Genomic DNA, 18,943 nt, shown 5'->3' with positions numbered 1-18,943 from the left:
TGTGCCGATGTGGGAAGCCTGCGCTGCACGGACGGGTCGTCGCTGACGGTGGTCCCGGTGGCCGAGCGCGACCGCGGCGGGACGCCGTACGAGGTCACGCTGGAGCTGCGCCGGGACGGCCGGCGGTTCGGCGTGGTCGGCCAGCGCTGTGGTCACCTGCTGGCCGTGGTGGCCGACCGGTTGGCCGCCGCGCGCGCCGACGGCTCGCCCGAGGCCCTGCGGTGGCCCGACCCCGACGACCGGTTTCCCGTGCCGCCTGCCGGCCGGTCGTACGTGGTGCCGCCCCAGGCCGGTCATCCGCGTGGCACCCATACGGCGCGCTGCCCGTGCGAGGGCCGGGGAGCCGGGGTACCCGGGCAGCCTCCGGCCGACCCCGAGCTGTTCTCCTTCCGGTACCGCGACCGCGTGGACCTCCCCAGCACGGGCGAGCTGCGCTGCTCGGTGCGTACCTCGGCGGTCTGGCTGCCCGGCCCGGCCGACCCCGGCGCCCCGCCGTCCTCCCTGCGGGGCCGCTGGCGGGTGGCGCGCCGGGCGATCGTGGAGGCGTGGGGCGACGACGGAGGCGGCGTGCGCGCCGTGCTGACCTCCGCCGAGCTGGCCGGATTCCTGTCCGGACTGCTCGCCGAGGCCGAACGCCGGGCCGGTCCCGGCCCCGGGCCCGCTCCTGTCCGGATCGGGCGAGATGTTACGGATGGGCCGCACTCACGACGATCCGGGCCATAATTAGGCGTCGTCTGACGGGGGACGCGCGCGGGAGGTAGGCCCATGACTGTCCGACGGGAAAGGCTGACCGCGGCGATCAGGCGCAGCGGGATGTACGGGGCGCTGCGGGAGTCCATCTACCGGATGTACGAGCGCCGCGTCGAGGCTTCGCTGCCCACCGACAACGTGCCCCGCCACGTCGGCGTGATCCTGGACGGCAACCGGCGCTGGGCCCGCTCGATGGGCCTGGCCGACGTCAACACCGGCCACCAGCGTGGCGCCGACAAGATCACCGAGCTGCTGCACTGGTGCACCGAGGCCGGCGTCGAGCTGGTCACGCTGTGGATGCTGTCCACCGACAACCTCAACCGGCCCGCCAAGGAGCTGGACCCGCTGCTGGACATCATCGAGAACACCGTCGCCAAGCTGGCCGCCGACGGCTGGCACGTCAAGGCGGTGGGCGCGATGGACCTGCTGCCCGACTCGACCGCCCGCGTCCTCAAACAGGCCGAGGAGACCACATCCGACCGCCCTGGGCTGATTGTGAACGTCGCCGTTGGGTATGGAGGTAGGCGTGAGATCGCTGATGCGGTGCGCTCACTGCTCCTGGAGCAGGCGGGTAAGGGCACCAGCATCGAGGAACTCGCCGAGGTCCTCGAAGTCGAGCACATCGCCGAGCATCTCTACACGCGCGGCCAGCCCGATCCCGACCTGGTCATCCGCACCTCGGGAGAGCAGCGTCTGTCGGGCTTCCTGCTCTGGCAGAGCGCCCACTCGGAGTTCCACTTCTGCGAGGTCCACTGGCCGGACTTCCGCAGGGTCGACTTCCTGCGTGCGCTCCGCTCCTACGCCGCGCGGCACCGGCGCTTCGGTTCCTGACCCGTGGTCCGGCGGGACGCCCTGTCCGCCGGCCCCGCACACTCGGCGGGTGACGGTACCGGGCCGGGGCGCTCCGTCGATCCGGAGGGCCTCCTCCGGACCACACCAAGGGGCGTCCGCCCAAGGGTTCGCGACGGCGATCCGGCGGCGGGACCCGAAGGAGAGCGAGTGGCCACTTCCTCCAGGCGCCGCGACACCGAGCAGCCGCAGCGGCGCACCTACGTCCTCGACACCAGTGTCCTGCTCGCCGATCCGGGGGCGATGACCCGGTTCGCCGAGCACGAGGTCGTACTCCCCATCGTCGTCATCACCGAGCTCGAGGCCAAGCGGCACCACCCGGAGCTGGGCTACTTCGCCCGCCAGGCGCTGCGCATCCTCGACGACCTGCGGGTGGAGCACGGCCGCCTGGACGAGGCCATCCCGCTCGGTGAGCTGGGCGGTTCGCTGCGCGTCGAGCTCAACCACGCCGACCCCGGGGTGCTGCCGGACGGGTTCCGGCTCGGCGACAACGACACCCGGATCCTGTCGGTGGCCGCCTGGCTGGCCCGGGAGGGCAAGGACGTGGTCCTGGTCTCCAAGGACCTGCCGCTGCGGGTGAAGGCCTCGGCGGTGGGCCTGGCCGCCGAGGAGTACCGCGCCGAGCTGGCGGTGGTGGAGTCCGGCTGGACCGGGATGCGGGAGCTGGAGGCGACCGCCGCCCAGGTCGAGGAGCTCTACGACACCGGGTCGCTGGATCTGCCGGAGGCGCGGGAACTGCCCTGCCACACCGGGCTGCGGCTGCTGTCGGAGCGCGGCTCGGCGCTGGGCAGGGTGCAGCCGGACAAGTCGGTACGGCTGGTGCGCGGCGACCGGGAGGTGTTCGGGCTGCGCGGCCGGTCCGCCGAGCAGCGGGTCGCGCTGGACCTGCTGATGGACGAGGACGTGGGCATCGTCTCCCTGGGCGGCCGGGCGGGCACCGGAAAGTCGGCGCTGGCGCTGTGCGCGGGCCTGGAGGCGGTGCTGGAGCGCCGCCGGCACCGCAAGGTCGTGGTCTTCCGGCCGCTGTACGCGGTCGGCGGCCAGGAGCTGGGCTACCTGCCCGGGTCCGAGAACGAGAAGATGTCGCCCTGGGCGCAGGCGGTCTACGACACGCTGTCGGCGGTGACCACCCCGGAGGTCATCGAGGAGGTCTTGGACCGTGACATGCTCGAGGTGCTGCCGCTGACCCACATCCGCGGCCGCTCCCTGCACGACGCGTTCGTCATCGTGGACGAGGCGCAGTCGCTGGAACGCGGGGTGCTGCTGACCGTGCTGTCGCGGATCGGCGCCGGCTCGCGGGTCGTGCTCACCCATGACGTCGCCCAGCGCGACAACCTGCGGGTGGGCCGGCACGACGGGGTGGTCGCGGTGGTGGAGAAGCTCAAGGGGCACCCGCTGTTCGCGCACGTGACCCTGACCCGTTCGGAACGTTCCCCGATCGCCGCGCTGGTGACCGACCTGCTCGGCGACGTCGGCGCCTGAGAGGCGCGTGGGCCCGCGATCGGCTTCGGCCGGTCGCGGGCCTTCGCATGTCTCGCAAGAGCACAATCCGTCACAGCGTGTAGATCGTTAAACGCGTTGTGCAGTAATGTGACTAACGCCACACGAACCCGGCCAATCCGGCGGAATCCCAGCTCTCGCCCTGGATTCAGGGCGCCCGGCGGTGGGTTGACAGCGGTCGCAGGCGACACAAATGTCTCGTTCTTGTTGCGAAGTACCCCCTGACCTCATGCATTGTGAGCAGCCGTAAGCACCTCCGAGCGGTGCGGGTCCATCGGAACCCCCTTGACGATCCCGCTGGACCGGTCACCGCTCCGGGCCAGGCCCGCGACGCTGACGGGCTGACGGCCGGGAGGTGGACGCCTTCGTACGCGCGCCCATGCGCGTGCGACCGTCGGAAGGGCCGCCTTGTACGGAGACCACCCGAGGTCCCCTGGTAGGCGAGACGAGCACAGCGACGCGCGGCAGCCGAGCCCGCCCGAGCAGGCGCGGCACCCGTTCGGCCCGGCGGTGCCCCCCGAGGACGTCCGGGTCGCCGGAAACCCCTTCGGGGCGCCGGCCGGGCCGGGCCAGGGCGACGGGTCGATGCCGGGCAGGCCGCACGGGGCGGACACCATCGGCGACGACGACGGCTCCGCCCGTGCCGGGGCGCCCGGGAGCGGCGCGGCGGGCAAGGGCCTGGCGACCCGTCTTCCGGTGAAGCTCGCCGCGGTGGCCGGTGCGGCGGTGGTGCTGGTCGGCGTGGGCGCCGTGGCCGCCTTCGCGATGACCGGCGGCGAGGAGAACACCACCGTCAAGCCCCGGGCGCTGGCCGACGCCCCCAAGCCGCCGGACCCGAAGGTCCTGGAGGAGCAGCGGCGGCAGCAGAACCTCGACCGGGCCTCCCGCGCGGCCGTCAAGGACGCGGGCAAGCCGATGGAGCTGGAGGCCAAGGGGCACACCCCCACCCCCACGCCCACGTCGGCCGCCGGCGGCGACGGCGACGCCCCGCCCGCGGGCAACCCCGTCCCGGCCGGTGAGGCGCAGCGGATCGCCAAGGCGATGCTGCCGAGCTTCGGCTTCGACCCGAGCACCCAGTTCGGCTGCCTGGTCAACCTGTGGCAGAAGGAGAGCGGCTGGCGGCACACCGCCCAGAACCCCACCTCCGGCGCCTACGGCATCCCGCAGGCGCTGCCCGGCTCCAAGATGGCCAGCGCAGGCGCCGACTGGCGGACCAACCCGCGCACCCAGATCAAATGGGGCCTGGGCTACATCAAGGGTCGCTACGGCAATCCCTGCGGAGCCTGGAGCCACTCCCAGCGCGTGGGCTGGTACTGAGCCGCCCGCCCGGCGGCGCGGAGAAGGGCGGGCCGACGATCCCGCCCTTTCCGCCTGCCAACGCATGAGGTGGTCGAGGAGTCGGTAAAGCGGCGGCAGAAAATGGCGGCCGCCATGCATTGATTCGATGGATCCGCCGCACGTTAACACCTGTGTCACGACATCGAAACGACGCTGAATGCCGACTGCGTAAACGGCGGGCGGGAACCGCGCTGACCGCGATGACGGTCGCGCTCGTGCCGACGGTCACGGCCTCGGAACAGGCCGTCGCCGCCATTCCGGCACAGCCCGCGCGGCAGCCCGCCGGAATCTCCGCCGCCTCGTCGGCGCCACGACAGCACGTCCATTCGTCCGCGCCGCAGCGGCGCGGACACCCGTCCGTACCGCTGCGGCACGCCTACCGGCAGCGCCTGGCCAGGGCGGACCGCAACCGCCTGCTCGCCCGGAAAATCGTCCGGCGCCACGGCGGCGGCCCCCGGCAGTACCGCTGCCTGGACCGGCTGTGGACCTCGGAGAGCGGCTGGAACCACCGTGCCCACAACCCGGACTCCGGCGCCTACGGCATCCCGCAGGCGCTGCCGGGCGACAAGATGGCCCGCTCCGGCGACGACTGGCGGACCAACCCGCGCACCCAGATCAGGTGGGGCCTGCTCTACATCGACATCCGTTACGGGACGCCCTGCCGCGCCTGGGCGTACTTCCGGGACAACGGCTGGTACTGAGCCGCTGCGGGCCCGGTGATGGCCCCATTTTCGAAATGGCTCGCAAATCGGACCAAAAATGGTGTCTAGTCCGTTCGGCGACCGGTCATCGCGAGCACGTCGAGAGCGGCGTCGAGTTGTTCGAGGGTGAGCCTGCCCTGGTCGACATGGCCGCGTTCCAGCACCACCTGCCGGATCGTCTTGTGCTCGCGCAGCGCCTGCTTGGCGATGGCCGCCGCCTCCTCGTAGCCGAGGTGGCGGTTCAGCGGGGTGACGATCGACGGTGAAGACTCGGCATAGGTCCGGCAGCGCTCGGCGTCGGCCTCGATGCCGTCCACGCAGCGGTCGGCCAGCAGTCGGGAGGCGGCGGCCAGCAACCGGACCGACTCCAGGACGTTGCGGGCCAGCATCGGCAGCATCACGTTGAGCTCGAAGTTGCCGGCCGCGCCGCCGAACGCCACCGCCGCGTCGTTGCCGATCACCTGCGCGGCCACCTGCAGGACCGCCTCGCAGATCACCGGGTTGACCTTGCCCGGCATGATCGAGGAACCGGGCTGCAGGTCCGGCAGCCGGATCTCGGCCAGCCCGGCGGTCGGCCCCGAGCCCATCCAGCGCAGATCATTGGCGATCTTGTTGAGCCCGACCGCGACGGTGCGCAGCACCCCGCTGAGCTCCACCAGCGCGTCGCGGGCGCCCTGCGCCTCGAAGTGGTCGCGGGCCTCGGTCAGCGGCAGTCCGGTCTCCTGGGCGATCACGGCGATCACCCGGGCGGCGAACCCGGGCGGGGTGTTGATGCCGGTGCCGACCGCCGTGCCGCCCAGTGGCAGTTCGGCCACCCGCGGCAGCACCCCCTCCAGCCGCTGCACGCCGTAGCGCATCTGGGCCGCGTAACCGCCGAACTCCTGGCCCAGCGTGACCGGGGTGGCGTCCATCAGATGGGTGCGGCCCGCCTTCACCACGTCGCGGAACTCGGCGGCCTTGCGCTCCAGCGCGGCGGCCAGATGCCCCAGCGCGGGGACGAGCTCGCGCACCACCCCCTCGGTGGCGGCGATGTGGATCGCGGACGGGAACACGTCGTTGGAGGACTGGGAGGCGTTCACGTCATCGTTGGGATGCACCGGCCGGCCCAGCCGCTCGGCCGCCAGCGTGGCGATCACCTCGTTGGCGTTCATGTTGGACGAGGTGCCCGAACCGGTCTGGAACACGTCGACCGGGAAGTGCTCGTCCCACGCGCCGGCCGCCACCTCGCGGGCCGCCGCCGCGATCGCCGCGGCCACGTCCGCGTCCAGCACCCCCAGTTCGGCGTTCACCTCGGCGGCGGCGGCCTTGATGCGGCCCAGCGCGGCGATCTGCGCCGGCTCCAAAGGACGTCCCGAGATCGGGAAGTTCTCCACCGCCCGCTGGGTCTGCGCGCGCCACCTGGCCCCGGCCGGAACCCGCACCTCGCCCATGGAGTCACGTTCGACCCGGTAGCCCTGTTCGGTCATTCTGGTCACCTCCGGCTGCAACCTACCCATCCGTCAGATTGCAGTCGCCGGAGTGCCCGTCGCATTCCCACCGACCGGCGGAATCTTGCGCCCGCCGGTCCCCGATCACCTGTTGACCAGCAGGTCCCTGCGGGTGCCGGGCTGCCCCTGGGGCTGCTTGACACCCTTGATCCACACCTCGCAGGCGGCGGTGTCGTAGATGACCACCGACAGCCGGGGCTTGTCGAAGACCCGTTCCTCGCCCCGGGCCATGGTGCCCCGGAACTCGAAGTTCAGCGAGCCCGCCTCGGTCACGAAGATCTTGCAGGTGTCGCCGATCGCCCGTACCACCAGCGGGTTGGCGGCGGCGGCCGGCGGCATCGCGGCGGGCCGCCCGGTGGCCGAGGCCGGGCTCTCGCCGGCCGCGGCCCGGCCCGGGCTCTCCTTCATCATCCCGACGATCAGCGCGCCGGTGCCGACGCCGCAGGAGGCGACGGTCGCCGCGATCAGCCCGACCACCACCGCCAGCCGGTAGCGCGGGGTGGCCTGGCGGCGGGCGGCGCGGGGCGCGGACATCGCCCGTTCCAGCCGGTCGACCGCGCGGGCGTGGCTGAGCCGCCGCAGTGGATTCTTCTGCAGCAGCCCGGTCAGCACCGGGGCCAGCGGGCCCGCGTTCTGCGGAGGGGCCGGCTCCTCGTTGGCCAGCGCGCTGAGCGTGGCCATCACGTTGCCCCGGTCGAACGGAGGGCGGCCCTCCAGCGCGGCGTACAGGGTGGCGCCCAGCGACCACAGGTCCGACTGCGGGGTGGCCCGTTCGCCGGCGGCCACCTCGGGTGCCACGTACGCGGGGGAGCCCACGAAGTGCCCCGACTTGGTCAGGTGCGCCGCGCCGGGGGAGAAGGCCAGGCCGAAGTCGGTGAGTACCACCCGGTCACCGTCCAGCAGCACGTTGCTGGGCTTGAGATCGCGGTGGATGATGCCGGAGCGGTGCGCCACCGCCAGCGCGTCCAGCAGTTGCCGGCCGATGTGCGCCACCCGTTCGGGCGGCAGCGGGCCGTCGCGCTCGATGAGCTGCTCCAGGTTGGGCGCCTCGATCAGCTCCATGACGATCCACGGCCGGCCCTGCTCGATCACCACGTCGTAGACCTCGACGATCGAGGGGGTGCGCAGCTGGGCCGGGGCGCGGGCCTCACGCAGGGTACGGCGATAGAAGACCACCCGGTCGTCCTCGCCGAGATCGGCGGGCAGCCTCAGTTCCTTGACCGCCACGGCGCGGTCCAGCAGGTCGTCGTGCCCCCGCCACACCGTTCCGTTGGCACCCTGTCCGATTTCGGAGACCAGCCGATAGCGCGTCGCCAGCACGAGGCGCTCTGACTGAGACATGGCGAGAAAGATACCGGAATGACCCCCTTGTCACTGGGGAGAACGAGTCACCTTCGCCGAAAGAATTGTTGGTCGTCCCTGACCTGCATCGGATGCGTTCTTCGGGGAAGGTAGGGCTGCGCACATCAGAGACGGGCCATCCTGGACGTCCGTCTCCTGTGGGAGGACAGGTGTTGGACGCACAGGAGCGCTCGCTGCCGGCCGGCGTGGTGCCGCTGATGGCCGCAGACCCCTCCGAGGTGGGGTCCTACCGGCTGCTCGGGCGGCTGGGCGCCGGCGGCATGGGGATGGTCTACCTGGGCGAGCCCGCCGCCGATCCTGGTGAGCACCGTCTGGTCGCCGTCAAGACGCTGTATCCGGCGCATTCCCTGGACCCCGAGGCGCGGCGGCGTTTCCGCGCCGAGGCCGCCTACGCGCGTCGGATCGATTCCTGCTGCACCGCCCGGGTCATCGAGGACGGCAGCGCCCGCACCCGCCCGTACCTGGTCACCGAGTTCATCGAGGGGCCGCCGCTGTCGCAGGTCGTGCAGGAGCGGGGGCCGCTGCCGCCGGGCTCGCAGCACGCGGTCGCCATCGGGGTCGCCGACGCGCTGGCCGCCATCCACCGGGCCGGGGTGGTGCACCGCGACGTCAAGCCGTCCAACGTGCTGCTCGCCGACGACGGGCCGCGCATCATCGACTTCGGCATCGCGCACCCGCTGGAGCGGGCCGAGGGCCAGACCCAGGCCGGGGTGGTCATGGGCAGCCCCGGCTGGATCGCTCCCGAACGGCTCACCGGCGGGGCCGCCGGGACGTCCTGCGACGTGTTCGGCTGGGGCCTGCTGGTCGCCTACGCGGCGCTGGGCCGTCACCCGTTCGGGGAGGGCGACGGGGAGCAACTCGCCGAGCGGATCCTCACCATGCCGCCGGATCTGACCGGGATGAAGGAGCCGCTGCGGAGCTTGGCCGAGGCCGCGCTCGCCAAGGACCCGGCGCTGCGGCCGACCGCCGAGGACCTGCTCAGCACCCTGCTCAAGCCCCGTGCCGAGGAGACCGCGGCGCTGGCGGTCGCCGAGCTGTGGACGCCGGCCCCGCCGCAGGCGGCACAGGAGCCGAGGGCGGCAGGGGAGGCCGCCCCGCCGCGCCGCCGGCGTGAGCCGTCCCGGCGGAGGGCGGGCCTGGTCACCGCGGCGGTGTCGCTGGGCGCGGGCGCCTTCGCCGGCCTGTTCGTCGGCAGCGGCCTCATGAACGGTGGCGCGAGCGCCGAGCCGCCGCCCCGCCTGCATGTGACGGTGACCGCCTCCGTGCCCGGGAAGCCCGCGCCGGAGTCCTCCAGGCCCGGCCCGGCGACCGGGCCGGCCGGTGGGCCGATGCGGGATCCCGGCGTCGGTCGGCCGTCGGCCGGCCCCACCTCGGGCACCGAGACGCGGCCGGCGCGGCCCGGGGCGCCCACCCCGCCGCCGGAGGATCCGGCCCCTGAGCCCCGCCCCTCGATCACCGCGCCGCCGGACGAGCCCGAGCCCACGCCGTCGCAGGAGCCCCCCTCCGACGACGGGAACGACAACGACAACGGGAGCGGCAACGGCAACGGAAAGGGCAACGGGAACGGAAACGGAAAGGGGAGTCAGCAGGTGAACGAGGGCAGGGCGCCCGGCGGCGAGGACCGCTGAGGCTCAGCGGCGGCCGATCGTCAGCAGCGGGCCCGTGGTGTCGGCGAAGAAGTCGTTGCCCTTGTCGTCCACCACGATGAACGCGGGGAAGTCCTCCACCTCGATTTTCCAGACCGCCTCCATGCCCAGCTCCGGGTACTCCAGGACCTCGACCTTCTTGATGCAGTCCTGGGCCAGCCGGGCCGCCGGCCCGCCGATCGAGCCGAGGTAGAAGCCGCCGTGCGCCTTGCACGCGTCGGTGACCTGCTGGGACCGGTTGCCCTTGGCGAGCATCACGAACGAGCCGCCGGCGGCCTGGAACTGCTCGACGTAGGAGTCCATCCGGCCCGCCGTGGTCGGCCCGAACGAGCCGCTGGCGTAGCCCTCGGGGGTCTTGGCGGGGCCGGCGTAGTAGACGGCGTGGTCGCGCAGGTACTGCGGCATCGGCTCGCCGGCGTCCAGCCGCTCCTTGATCTTGGCGTGCGCGATGTCGCGGGCGACCACCAGCGGGCCGGTCAGCGACAGCCGGGTCTTGACCGGGTACTTGGTCAGCTCGGCGCGGATCTCGTCCATCGGCCGGTTGAGGTCGATGCGGACGACGTCGCCCTCGAGCTGGTCCTCGGTGGTGTCGGGCAGGTAGCGGGCCGGGTCGGTCTCCAACTGCTCCAGGAACACGCCCTCGGCGGTGATCTTGGCGACGGCCTGCCGGTCGGCGCTGCACGAGACCGCGACGGCCACCGGGCAGGACGCGCCGTGCCGGGGCAGGCGCACCACGCGCACGTCGTGGCAGAAGTACTTGCCGCCGAACTGGGCGCCGATGCCCAGCTTCTGGGTCAGCTCGAACACCTGCTGCTCCAGCTCCAGGTCGCGGAACCCGTGCCCGGACATCGAGCCCGAGGTCGGCAGCCCGTCCAGGTAGTGCGCGGAGGCGTACTTGGCGGTCTTGAGCGCGTACTCGGCGCTGGTGCCGCCCACCACGATGGCCAGGTGGTACGGCGGGCACGCGGCGGTGCCCAGGGAGCGGATCTTCTCCTCCAGGAAGGCCATCATCCGCTTGGGGTTCAGGACGGCCTTGGTCTCCTGGTAGAGGAACGACTTGTTGGCGCTGCCGCCGCCCTTGGCCATGAACAGGAACTTGTAGGCCTCGCCCGGGGTGGCGTACAGCTCGATCTGCGCGGGCAGGTTGCTGCCGGTGTTCTTCTCCTCCCACATGCTCAGCGGAGCGAGCTGGGAGTAGCGCAGGTTGAGCTTGGTGTAGGCGTCGTACACACCGCGCGACAGGTGCTCTTCGTCGCGGCCGTCGGTGAGCACGTGCTGGCCGCGCTTGCCCATGATGATGGCCGTGCCGGTGTCCTGGCACATGGGTAGCACCCCGGCTGCGGCGATGTTGGCGTTCTTGAGCAGGTCCAGCGCGACGAAGCGGTCGTTGGGGGAGGCCTCGGGGTCGTCGAGGATCCGGCGGAGCTGGCGCAGGTGGGCCGGGCGCAGCAGGTGCGAGATGTCGTGGACGGCGGTCTCGGTGAGCAGCCGCAGCGCCTCCGGTTCGACCTGGAGGAACGTCCGGCCTCCCGCCTCGAACGTCGACACCCCGTCGGCGGTGAGCAACCGGTACTCGGTCTCGTCCGGGCCGGTCGGCAGCAGATCGGTATAGGAGAACTCAGCCATCGTCACGTTCCTCGCATCACGCCAGTGGCAGGGGCGTCCCTCAGGTTACGACGCGCCCGGGACGGTGTTGCGCGGGGCCGGCGAACCGCAGGCCGGACCGCCGGTCGGGCCGCCGGTCGGGCCGCATCCCCACCGCGACGCCCGCTGCGACCAGCACGGCGCCCGCGAACTCCGCGGCGCCCGGCCGGCCGAGCCCGAGGACCATGGTGGTGATGACGGCGCTGATCGGCAGGACGCCCGCCAGCAGCCCGGCACGGTCGGCGCCCAACCTGCCCAGCGCGTCGTACCAGAGGAAGAACGCCACAGTGGTGACGACCACGGCCAGGTAGCCGAGCGCGGCGGCCTCCCCGGCGGTCGGCACCCGCACCAGGGCGCGGCCGTCCACCAGCAGCCCGAGGGCCACCAGCATCGGCACGGCCAGTGCCGCCGAGTAGGCCGACACCCGCAGCGGCCCCAGCCGGGGCAGCAGCGGGACGGCCAGCAGCGAGAAGCACAGCTCGCCGGCGAGCGCCCCCAGAGACAGCAGTACCCCGGCCGGGTCGCCGCCGCCCAGCCCGGTGGCCAGGCCGGCGCCGGCCGCGACGACCACGGCGGAGGCCACCACCCGGGCGGCGGGGCGGCGGCGTTGCTGGAGCGGCCCGGCCACGGCCAGCAGGACCGGCACGGTGGCGATCACCGTGCCCACGGTGGCGGGGCCGGTGTGCTCGGTGGCCGCCACCACGAACGCGTTGAAGGCCACCAGCCCGGTCGCCGCCAGCGCCGCCAGCAGCGCCCACTCCCGCCCCGTCGGCCGGATCGCCGGCCGCCCCCGCTCCATCAGCCGGACCACGGCCAGCAGCAGCGCGGCGGCGACGGTGTAACGCAGCGCCTGCCCGCCGAAGAGCGGATACCCGCCGATGGTGGCCGAGACGGCGGTCAGCGTCCCGACAAGGAACATGGCGGCCGCCGCCTCGGCGGCGCCGCGCGGCCCGGTGGCCGGGGATCTGGTGGAGGAGGTCATGGCATGTCACGCTAGGAGCCGATTGGACCGGGAGACAGGACCAATCGACCCGCGAAAACCCGGACCAACCCTCCCCGGAGAGCGATGTGACGGACCTGCATCTGCCCCTGGACCCGGCGGCCGGACGGCTGTCGGCGCAGCTCGCCGCCGGGCTGCGCGCCGCGGTCCGCGACGGCCGGCTGGCCGGTGGAACCAGGCTGCCCTCCAGTCGGGACCTGGCCCGTGACCTGGGCGTCTCCCGCGGGGTCGTGGTCACCGCCTACGAGCAGTTGGTCGCCGAGGGATTCCTGGTCTCGCGGCGCGGCGACGGCACCCGGGTGGCGCCGCTGGCCCGGCCGGACCTGCCGCCGCTGCGGTCGGCCCCCGTCTGGCCGGACGAGGAGCCCGCCGCGCGGGCCGGGACAAGCCCGTGCGACCTGCGGCCGGGCCCGGACCTGTCGGCGTTCCCCCGGGAGCTGTGGGCGGCGGCGATCCGGACGGCGCTGCGCACGATCCCCAGCGACGCGCTGTCCTACCCGGAGCCGAGCGGGGCCGCCGAGCTGCGCGGCGAGCTGGCCGGATACCTGGGCCGGGTGCGGGCCGCCCACGCCGTCCCCGAGCGGATCGTCGTGATGAACGGGGTCGCACACGTGATCTCCTCGGTCGTCCGGCTGCTGGCGGCGGCCGGGCACACGGTGCTGGCGGTGGAGGACCCGTCCGGCCACCGGCAGCCGCCGATGCTGGAGGCCGCCGGGGTCGGGCTGGTGCGGATCCCGGTGGACGCCCACGGCATCGACGTCGCCGCGCTGGCCGCCTCCCCGGCCCGCGCGGTGCTGGTCACCCCGGCGCACCAGTACCCGACCGGGGTGGTGCTGGCGCCCGGCCGCCGGGCCGAGCTGATCCAGTGGGCCCGCGCGGTGAACGGCCTGGTCATCGAGGACGACTACGACGCCGAGTTCCGCTACGACCGCAGTCCGGTGGGCTGCCTGCAGGGCCTGGCGCCCGAGCGAGTGGTGCTGGCCGGGTCGGTGAGCAAGTCGCTGGCCCCGGCGCTGCGGCTGGGCTGGGCGGTCGTCCCGGCCTCGCTGGCCGAACGGCTGCGAATGCACCGGATGAACACCGACATCGGCGGGCCCGTCCTCGAACAGCACGCGCTGGCGCACCTGCTGGCCTCCGGCGCCTACGACCGGCATCTGCGGGCGATGCGGCGCCGGTACCGCGCCCGCCGTGACGCGCTGGCCGGCGCGCTCGCCGCCCGCCTGCCGGACGTACGGGTCCAGGGGGTGGCGGCGGGGCTGCACCTGTACGTCGAACTGCCCGCCGGGTGCGACGAGGAGAAGGTGGTCGCCGAGGCCGCCCACCACGGCCTGCTGCTGCAGGGCGCCGCCCCCATGTGGTCCAGGCCGGCAAAGCCCGCCCTGGTCATCGGCTATGCGCGGGTAAACGAGACCCGGCTGAGGTCCGCGGTGGACATCCTGGATCGGGTGATTGCCCGTGGCATTCACGGGTAGGAGGGGGCGACCAGACGGAAGAGGGGTGACGGATGAGTCTGGACGAGACGGCTCGCCAGCTCAAACTGGCCGTGCACGACGCACAGGTGGCGTTCGACTGTGTGGGGCTGGGCGATCTGGAGCGGGCGCAGGAGCACGTGATCACGGCACGTGCGGCGGTGGACGCCGCGGCCCTGTCACTGCAGCAGGCGCTGCACAGCCTCAGTCCCGAGGAGGCCTCCGCCCAGGGCGAGCAGGCGGTGGCCGCTCTGGAGGAACGCCACTCGGCCTAGCAGGCCCGGTCAGCCGGTCACGGTGGCCGGGCGTGCCGCGGTGACCGGCTGCGGGGCGAAGCCCCGGGCCAGCACGACGATCGTCGCGACCAGTGCGGCGGGTACGACGAAGGCCAGCCGCAGTCCGTCGGTCGCGCTGAGCGGTGCGACGGCCCCCACCACCGCCGCGCCCAGCACGAAGCCCACGTAGTTGAAGACGTTCAGCCGGGCCACCGCCACGCCCAGCCCGGTCGGGTCGACCCGACCGGCGGCCGAGAACGCCACCGGGGCGACGACGGCGAGCCCGAGCCCGGCCACGGCGAAGGCGGCGATGGCGGCGGCGGCGTTGGGGGCCGCCACGACACCGATCATCCCGAGCAGCCCCACCAGCCCGCCGAGCCTGACGATCAGGACGCCCCCGTGGCGGCGCACCGCCAGGTCCGCGGCGGCCCGGCTGGCGACCATGGCGATCTGGTACGCCACGTACCCGAGCGGGGCGGCGTAGTCGCCGGCGCCGAGCTCGTCCTGCAGGTACTTGGCGCTGTAGTTGGAGACGGCGGCGTCGGCCAGGTAGAAGACCCCCATGGCCGCGCCCACGACGAGGACCGGACGCCAGGGCACCCGCCTCGCCGCCGCCTTGAGCTCCTCGGCGCTCGGTCCTGTCCCTTCCTCGTCCTTGCGCAGCAGCCGCGGGCCGGTGGCCAGCGCCACGGCCACGCCCAGCACGGAGGGGACGACGAAGCCCGCCAGCAGCGTCAGGTCCAGCCGGTTGGCCAGCGCCACCCACAGCCCGCCGAGGATGCCGGCCACGCTCCACACCGCGTAGAAGCCGGTCAGCAGGCTCACCCCGTACCGCCGCTCGACCGCCACCGCCTGCGCGTTCATGCCCGCGTCCACCGCGCCGACGAACAGCCCGAACAGCGCCACGGCCGCGTACAGCGGCAGCACCTCGCCACCGGTCAGACCGACCAGCGTCACGGCGACGCACACCCCCGGCTGCGCGACGCGCAGCACCGGCCCGCTGCCGAGCCGGGCGAACAGGGCGCCCGCCACCACGCTGCCCACCCCGGCGATCAGCGGCACCAGCAGCAGCACCAGTGCCAGCGCCCCGTCACTGAGGCCATGCGCGTCCTGGACCTGCGGCACCCGGGTCACCAGCGTGGCGAAGCACAGCCCCTGGACCGCGAACGCGGCGTACGCCGACAGCCGGGCCTGGCGGTCCCGTGAGCCCATGGGCGTTCCTCCGGGTCGGGCGATGAACATGAAGGAGATTCACGTCAGCGTAGGGAGCGCGGATCGCCGGGGTCAATGGCGGGGGAACGCTATCGTCTAGGTGTGGAAGTCCCTTGGCGCCCGGTTCCCGCGGAGCCGGTGACGCGCGTGCACGACCTGCGCGCCTCCGACGCCGACCGCGAGCGGGTGGCGCAGGTGCTCTCCGAGGCGCTCGCGGACGGGCGGCTCACCATCGAGGAGCACGCCGAGCGCACCTCCCTGGTCTACTCGGCCCGCACACTGGGCGAGCTGACCGGCCTCACCGGCGACCTGACCCCCGCCGAGGCGCAGCCCATCCTCGTCGACGACCGGCCCCTGCAGGCCACCTTCGGCTCCCTGCGGCGGGAGGGACGCTGGGTGATGCCGGTGCGGCTGCCGCTGCTGGCCCTGTTCGGCACCGTAGAACTCGACCTGCGCGAAGCCATCCTGCAGCGCCGCCACGTGGTGCTGGACTCGCTGGTGCTGTGCGGGCGCATCCGGCTGCTGGTCCCGGACGGCGTACGGGTGGACGTGACGGGCCGTAGCATCCTGAGCACCCGCGAGGTGCGGGTCAGGCCCGCCGACGACGGGCCCACCGTGGAGATCAGCGGACGGATGGTCCTGGGCTCGGTGCGGGCCCGCGCCCCCCGACGCACGCTGCGTGAGAGGATGCGCGGCCGGCTCCGCAAGGAGCCCTGACCACCCGCCCGCCGGGGGCCGGGCCGGCCGGACCGGGCTAGACCGCCTGGTCGAAGTTGATCGCGCTGTAGGCGCGCAGCTTGCCCAGTTGGTGCTCGCTCTCCACCTTGCGGATGGTGCCGCTGCGCGAGCGCATCACCAGCGAGTGGGTGACCGCCGTGCCCTTGCGGTAGCGCACCCCGCCGACCAGCTCGCCGTCGGTGATGCCGGTGGCGGCGAAGAACACGTCGTCGGAGGTGACCAGGTCGTCGGTGGTCAGCACCCGTGACAGGTCGTGCCCGGCGTCGAGGGCCTTGCGCCGCTCGGCCTCGTCCTGCGGCCACAGCCGGCCCTGGATGACCCCGCCCATCGCCTTGACCGCGCAGGCGGCGATGATGCCCTCGGGGGTGCCGCCGATGCCCAGCAGCATGTCCACCCCGGTGCCCTCGCGGGCCGCCATGATCGCGCCGGCCACGTCGCCGTCGGTGATGAACTTGATCCGGGCGCCGGCCTCGCGGATCTCCTTGACGATCGCCTCGTGCCGCGGCCGGTCCAGGATCACCACGGTCACGTCCTCCACCGAGGACCCCTTGGCCTTGGCCACCGCCCTGATGTTGTCGCCGATCGGCCGCTGGATGTCCACCACGTCGGCCGCCTCCGGGCCGGTGACGAGCTTCTCCATGTAGAAGACCGCCGACGGGTCGTACATCGAGCCCCGGGCGGCCACCGCGATCACCGCGATGGCGTTCGGCATGCCCATCGCGGTCAGCCGGGTGCCGTCGATCGGGTCGACCGCGACGTCGCACTCGGGGCCGCCGCCGTCCCCCACCTCCTCCCCGTTATAGAGCATGGGGGCGTTGTCCTTCTCGCCCTCGCCGATGACCACGACGCCCCGCATGGACACCGTGTTGATCAGCTGGCGCATGGCGTTGACGGCCGCGCCGTCCGCGCCGTTCTTGTCGCCGCGGCCCACCCAGCGGGCGGCGGCCATGGCGGCGGCCTCGGTCACCCGGACCAGCTCCATGGCCAGGTTGCGGTCGGGAGCGGCCGGCTCCGTGGCGAGCGGGGACGGGACGGGCGTGGTGTCGGACCTGGCGGACATGGCAGACATGCGTTACAGCCCTTTCGGTCGGCAGGTGCTTGGAATTCTCCGTTCGACCGGCCGGGCCTGCAAAATTGGACCAGACCAACCGACGGCGCTGGTGACGAGGGGGACCTACCCCCGGTACGGCGGTTCTCCCCCACGCCCCGCCGTTTCGATCAGATGACGGGCCGTAGCGAGGAATCGTTGCCACCGCCGCTTAGGGCGTAATCTCTGCTTCCATGAGCAGCGACATCCATGTGCCGCCCGGCGAGTCCGGGACGGGCGGTGCCGCCGGGGACACCGACCGGGGCCCGGTCGGCGGCGAGCCTGCGGTGCGGGTCTCCGACCGCGGGGCCGCCACCCGCAGCGCCCTGCTTGCCGCGGCGCGGGACGTCTTCGCCGAGTCCGGGTTCGCCCAGGCCGCGGTGACCGACATCGTCGCCCGCGCGGGCGCCAGCGTCGGCAGCCTCTACCACCACTTCAACGGCAAGGCCGACCTGTACCTGACCCTGTGGGAGGAGTTCCAGGTCCGCCAGCAGGAACGCACCCGCGAGGCGGTGCACGCCGCCCGCGCCGCCGGCGAGAACGACCCGATGCAGCTGTTCATCGCGGGCGCCACCGCCTACCTCGACGGCTGCCTGGCCGACCGGCGGATCGCCCGGCTGTTCATCCGGGGCGACGGCCCGCCCGGATTCGACCGGGTGATGCAGAAACGGCTGCGCAAGTGGGCCCGCCGCAATGCGGCACTGTTCCACACCCCCGACGGCGGGGTGGACGAGCCGCTGGTCACCGTGCTCACCGGCGCGATGGCGGCGGCCGTGACGGAGATCTCCCTCGGCGAGGACGAGGCGGCCTCCCGGCGGCTGGCCTCCGACATCATGACCATCATCGGCACGATCCGGAACCCCCGTGCGGAGCAGTCCTGAACGTGCGCGATCCTGGCAGGGTGACCGACAAGACCTCCCAGCAGCCCGTCGACTCCGCGCGAACCGCAGCTCGGCAGGCCGCCGCGGGCCCCGCCGCGGCGGCCGAGGGGCCGTACGAGGTGACGCCCGGGGTCTACAAACGGCTGACCACCGGCCTGGGCGGCTACAGCATCGCGATGCTGTCCTGCCTGCTGATCGTCGGCCTGATCGCGCTGATCACTCCGCGTGAGCACAAGGAGACCCTGCCGACCGCCGACTACGGCAACCACCTGTTCGCGCTGCGCAACAAGGCCCCCTACACCCCGTACGCCCCCCAGGGCCTGCCCTTCACCTGGCGGACCACCAGTTCCCGGGTGTCCGGCCTGGACGGCGAGGGGCCGGTGGCCTGGCACCTGGGCATGGTGACGCCGTCGGAGGAGTACGCGGCGCTGGAGCAGAGCGACGAGCGGCCCGTCGGCGAGTACCTGTGGCGGATGACCAACTCCCGCGAGCCGGTCGGCGTCCAGCAGGTCGCCGGGCAGACCTGGCAGCGCTACTACCGCAAGGACAAGGACCAGCGCTCGCTGGTGCGCACGCTGCCCGGGCTCACCCTGGTGGTCACCGGCACCGCCTCCTACGAGGAACTGGCCGTGCTGGCCGCCGCCCTCAAGCCGCAGCCCAAGAACGGCGCGTCCGCGTCCCCGTCGGCCCCGGCCGCGAGCACGTCTCCATCGGCCACACCGGCGGACCGGCCCTGAGCCCGGATTCGCCGGCCCTGAGCAGGAGGGGCCGCTAGAAGGGGGTGGGCTCGGGCCCGGCTCCGTTCCCGGGCTCGGCCATCGCCGCGGCGAGCCGGGCGCGGGCCCCTTCCAGCCACTCCTCGCAGATCTCGGCGAGCTTCTCGCCGCGTTCCCAGAGGTTCAGCGACTCCTCCAGCGTGAGCCCGCCGGCCTCCAGCCGCCGCACCACGTCGGCCAGCTCGTCCCGGGCCTGCTCGTAGGAGGGCCTGTTGTCGTCCGTCACGG

The 18,943-nt window shown here is 73.2% G+C and carries 18 protein-coding genes; 11 read left to right on the top strand and 7 right to left on the bottom strand.

Translation table 11 applies throughout. The annotated features are described in order from the left end of the window. Positions 1 to 9: 9 nt before the first annotated feature. The 5 genes from C4U03_RS14625 to C4U03_RS41130 all read left to right on the top strand — a co-directional run bounded on the left by C4U03_RS14625 (position 10) and on the right by C4U03_RS41130 (position 5,138). Positions 10 to 723 (top strand): hypothetical protein, encoded by a 714-nt coding sequence (locus C4U03_RS14625; RefSeq protein WP_200827239.1) that lies wholly within the window; start codon positions 10 to 12, stop codon positions 721 to 723. A gap of 42 nt (positions 724 to 765) precedes the next feature. Next, a complete protein-coding gene (locus C4U03_RS14620) occupies positions 766 to 1,581 on the top strand; it encodes an isoprenyl transferase (RefSeq protein ID WP_200827238.1) in 816 nt (271 codons plus the stop codon). A gap of 168 nt (positions 1,582 to 1,749) precedes the next feature. After that, on the top strand, positions 1,750 to 3,081 hold the full coding sequence (locus C4U03_RS14615; RefSeq protein ID WP_103938288.1) for a PhoH family protein: 1,332 nt from the start codon (positions 1,750 to 1,752) through the stop codon (positions 3,079 to 3,081). 426 nt (positions 3,082 to 3,507) lie between these two features. Then, entirely contained in the window at positions 3,508 to 4,416 is a 909-nt protein-coding gene (locus C4U03_RS14610) for an aggregation-promoting factor C-terminal-like domain-containing protein (protein ID WP_235017860.1), read from the top strand. A 221-nt stretch (positions 4,417 to 4,637) separates the two neighbouring features. Beyond that, positions 4,638 to 5,138: an aggregation-promoting factor C-terminal-like domain-containing protein gene (locus C4U03_RS41130; RefSeq protein ID WP_200827237.1), complete on the top strand. Its 501-nt coding sequence runs from the start codon at positions 4,638 to 4,640 to the stop codon at positions 5,136 to 5,138. A gap of 65 nt (positions 5,139 to 5,203) precedes the next feature. Here C4U03_RS41130 and C4U03_RS14600 read toward each other — a convergent pair whose 3' ends face one another. Together C4U03_RS14600 and C4U03_RS14595 are read right to left on the bottom strand one after the other, a co-directional pair. Beyond that, positions 5,204 to 6,604, bottom strand: a complete 1,401-nt coding sequence (locus tag C4U03_RS14600; RefSeq protein WP_103938286.1) for a class II fumarate hydratase — start codon at positions 6,602 to 6,604, stop codon at positions 5,204 to 5,206. Between the two features lie 105 nt (positions 6,605 to 6,709). Next, positions 6,710 to 7,966 carry a serine/threonine-protein kinase gene (locus tag C4U03_RS14595; RefSeq protein ID WP_103938285.1) on the bottom strand — a complete coding sequence of 419 codons (1,257 nt, stop codon included), beginning with the start codon at positions 7,964 to 7,966 and terminating at the stop codon, positions 6,710 to 6,712. Positions 7,967 to 8,139: 173 nt separating this feature from the next. On the opposite strand from C4U03_RS14595, the gene C4U03_RS14590 reads away from it, so the two are divergent. Further along, the gene (locus C4U03_RS14590; protein WP_200827236.1) at positions 8,140 to 9,615 is read left to right on the top strand and encodes a serine/threonine-protein kinase; all 1,476 of its coding nucleotides are present in this window, start codon (positions 8,140 to 8,142) and stop codon (positions 9,613 to 9,615) included. Positions 9,616 to 9,618: 3 nt separating this feature from the next. Here the strand turns inward: C4U03_RS14590 and C4U03_RS14585 are convergent, their stop codons facing one another. After that, the gene (locus C4U03_RS14585; RefSeq protein WP_103938283.1) at positions 9,619 to 11,259 is read right to left on the bottom strand and encodes a fumarate hydratase; all 1,641 of its coding nucleotides are present in this window, start codon (positions 11,257 to 11,259) and stop codon (positions 9,619 to 9,621) included. 40 nt (positions 11,260 to 11,299) lie between these two features. Then, positions 11,300 to 12,259 (bottom strand): DMT family transporter, encoded by a 960-nt coding sequence (locus C4U03_RS14580; RefSeq protein WP_103938282.1) that lies wholly within the window; start codon positions 12,257 to 12,259, stop codon positions 11,300 to 11,302. A gap of 86 nt (positions 12,260 to 12,345) precedes the next feature. Here C4U03_RS14580 and pdxR point away from each other — a divergent pair, with 86 nt between their 5' ends. Both pdxR and C4U03_RS14570 read left to right on the top strand, forming a co-directional pair. After that, on the top strand, positions 12,346 to 13,749 hold the full coding sequence (pdxR, locus tag C4U03_RS14575) for a MocR-like pyridoxine biosynthesis transcription factor PdxR (protein ID WP_103938281.1): 1,404 nt from the start codon (positions 12,346 to 12,348) through the stop codon (positions 13,747 to 13,749). 32 nt (positions 13,750 to 13,781) lie between these two features. Then, a complete protein-coding gene (locus tag C4U03_RS14570; protein ID WP_103938280.1) occupies positions 13,782 to 14,021 on the top strand; it encodes a hypothetical protein in 240 nt (79 codons plus the stop codon). A gap of 9 nt (positions 14,022 to 14,030) precedes the next feature. On the opposite strand, the gene C4U03_RS14565 is transcribed toward C4U03_RS14570, so the two are convergent. Beyond that, a complete protein-coding gene (locus tag C4U03_RS14565; RefSeq protein ID WP_103938279.1) occupies positions 14,031 to 15,233 on the bottom strand; it encodes an MFS transporter in 1,203 nt (400 codons plus the stop codon). A 138-nt stretch (positions 15,234 to 15,371) separates the two neighbouring features. Here C4U03_RS14565 and C4U03_RS14560 point away from each other — a divergent pair, with 138 nt between their 5' ends. Then, positions 15,372 to 15,950: a DUF1707 SHOCT-like domain-containing protein gene (locus tag C4U03_RS14560; RefSeq protein WP_235017859.1), complete on the top strand. Its 579-nt coding sequence runs from the start codon at positions 15,372 to 15,374 to the stop codon at positions 15,948 to 15,950. 37 nt (positions 15,951 to 15,987) lie between these two features. Here the strand turns inward: C4U03_RS14560 and glpX are convergent, their stop codons facing one another. Further along, entirely contained in the window at positions 15,988 to 17,040 is a 1,053-nt protein-coding gene (gene glpX / locus C4U03_RS14555; RefSeq protein ID WP_407701429.1) for a class II fructose-bisphosphatase, read from the bottom strand. Between the two features lie 212 nt (positions 17,041 to 17,252). On the opposite strand from glpX, the gene C4U03_RS14550 reads away from it, so the two are divergent. Together C4U03_RS14550 and C4U03_RS14545 are read left to right on the top strand one after the other, a co-directional pair. Further along, positions 17,253 to 17,939 (top strand): TetR/AcrR family transcriptional regulator, encoded by a 687-nt coding sequence (locus tag C4U03_RS14550; protein WP_103938276.1) that lies wholly within the window; start codon positions 17,253 to 17,255, stop codon positions 17,937 to 17,939. A 20-nt stretch (positions 17,940 to 17,959) separates the two neighbouring features. After that, the gene (locus C4U03_RS14545; RefSeq protein WP_235017858.1) at positions 17,960 to 18,676 is read left to right on the top strand and encodes a DUF4245 domain-containing protein; all 717 of its coding nucleotides are present in this window, start codon (positions 17,960 to 17,962) and stop codon (positions 18,674 to 18,676) included. Between the two features lie 34 nt (positions 18,677 to 18,710). Here C4U03_RS14545 and C4U03_RS14540 read toward each other — a convergent pair whose 3' ends face one another. Continuing rightward, positions 18,711 to 18,941 carry an exodeoxyribonuclease VII small subunit gene (locus tag C4U03_RS14540; RefSeq protein ID WP_200827235.1) on the bottom strand — a complete coding sequence of 77 codons (231 nt, stop codon included), beginning with the start codon at positions 18,939 to 18,941 and terminating at the stop codon, positions 18,711 to 18,713. Positions 18,942 to 18,943: the final 2 nt, after the last annotated feature.

Source organism: Thermomonospora echinospora, assembly GCF_900108175.1.
Classification (GTDB): Bacteria; Actinomycetota; Actinomycetes; order Streptosporangiales; family Streptosporangiaceae; genus Thermomonospora; species Thermomonospora echinospora.
Note: the sequence above shows the minus strand (reverse complement) of the source record. Positions and strands in the feature narration are given on the sequence as shown.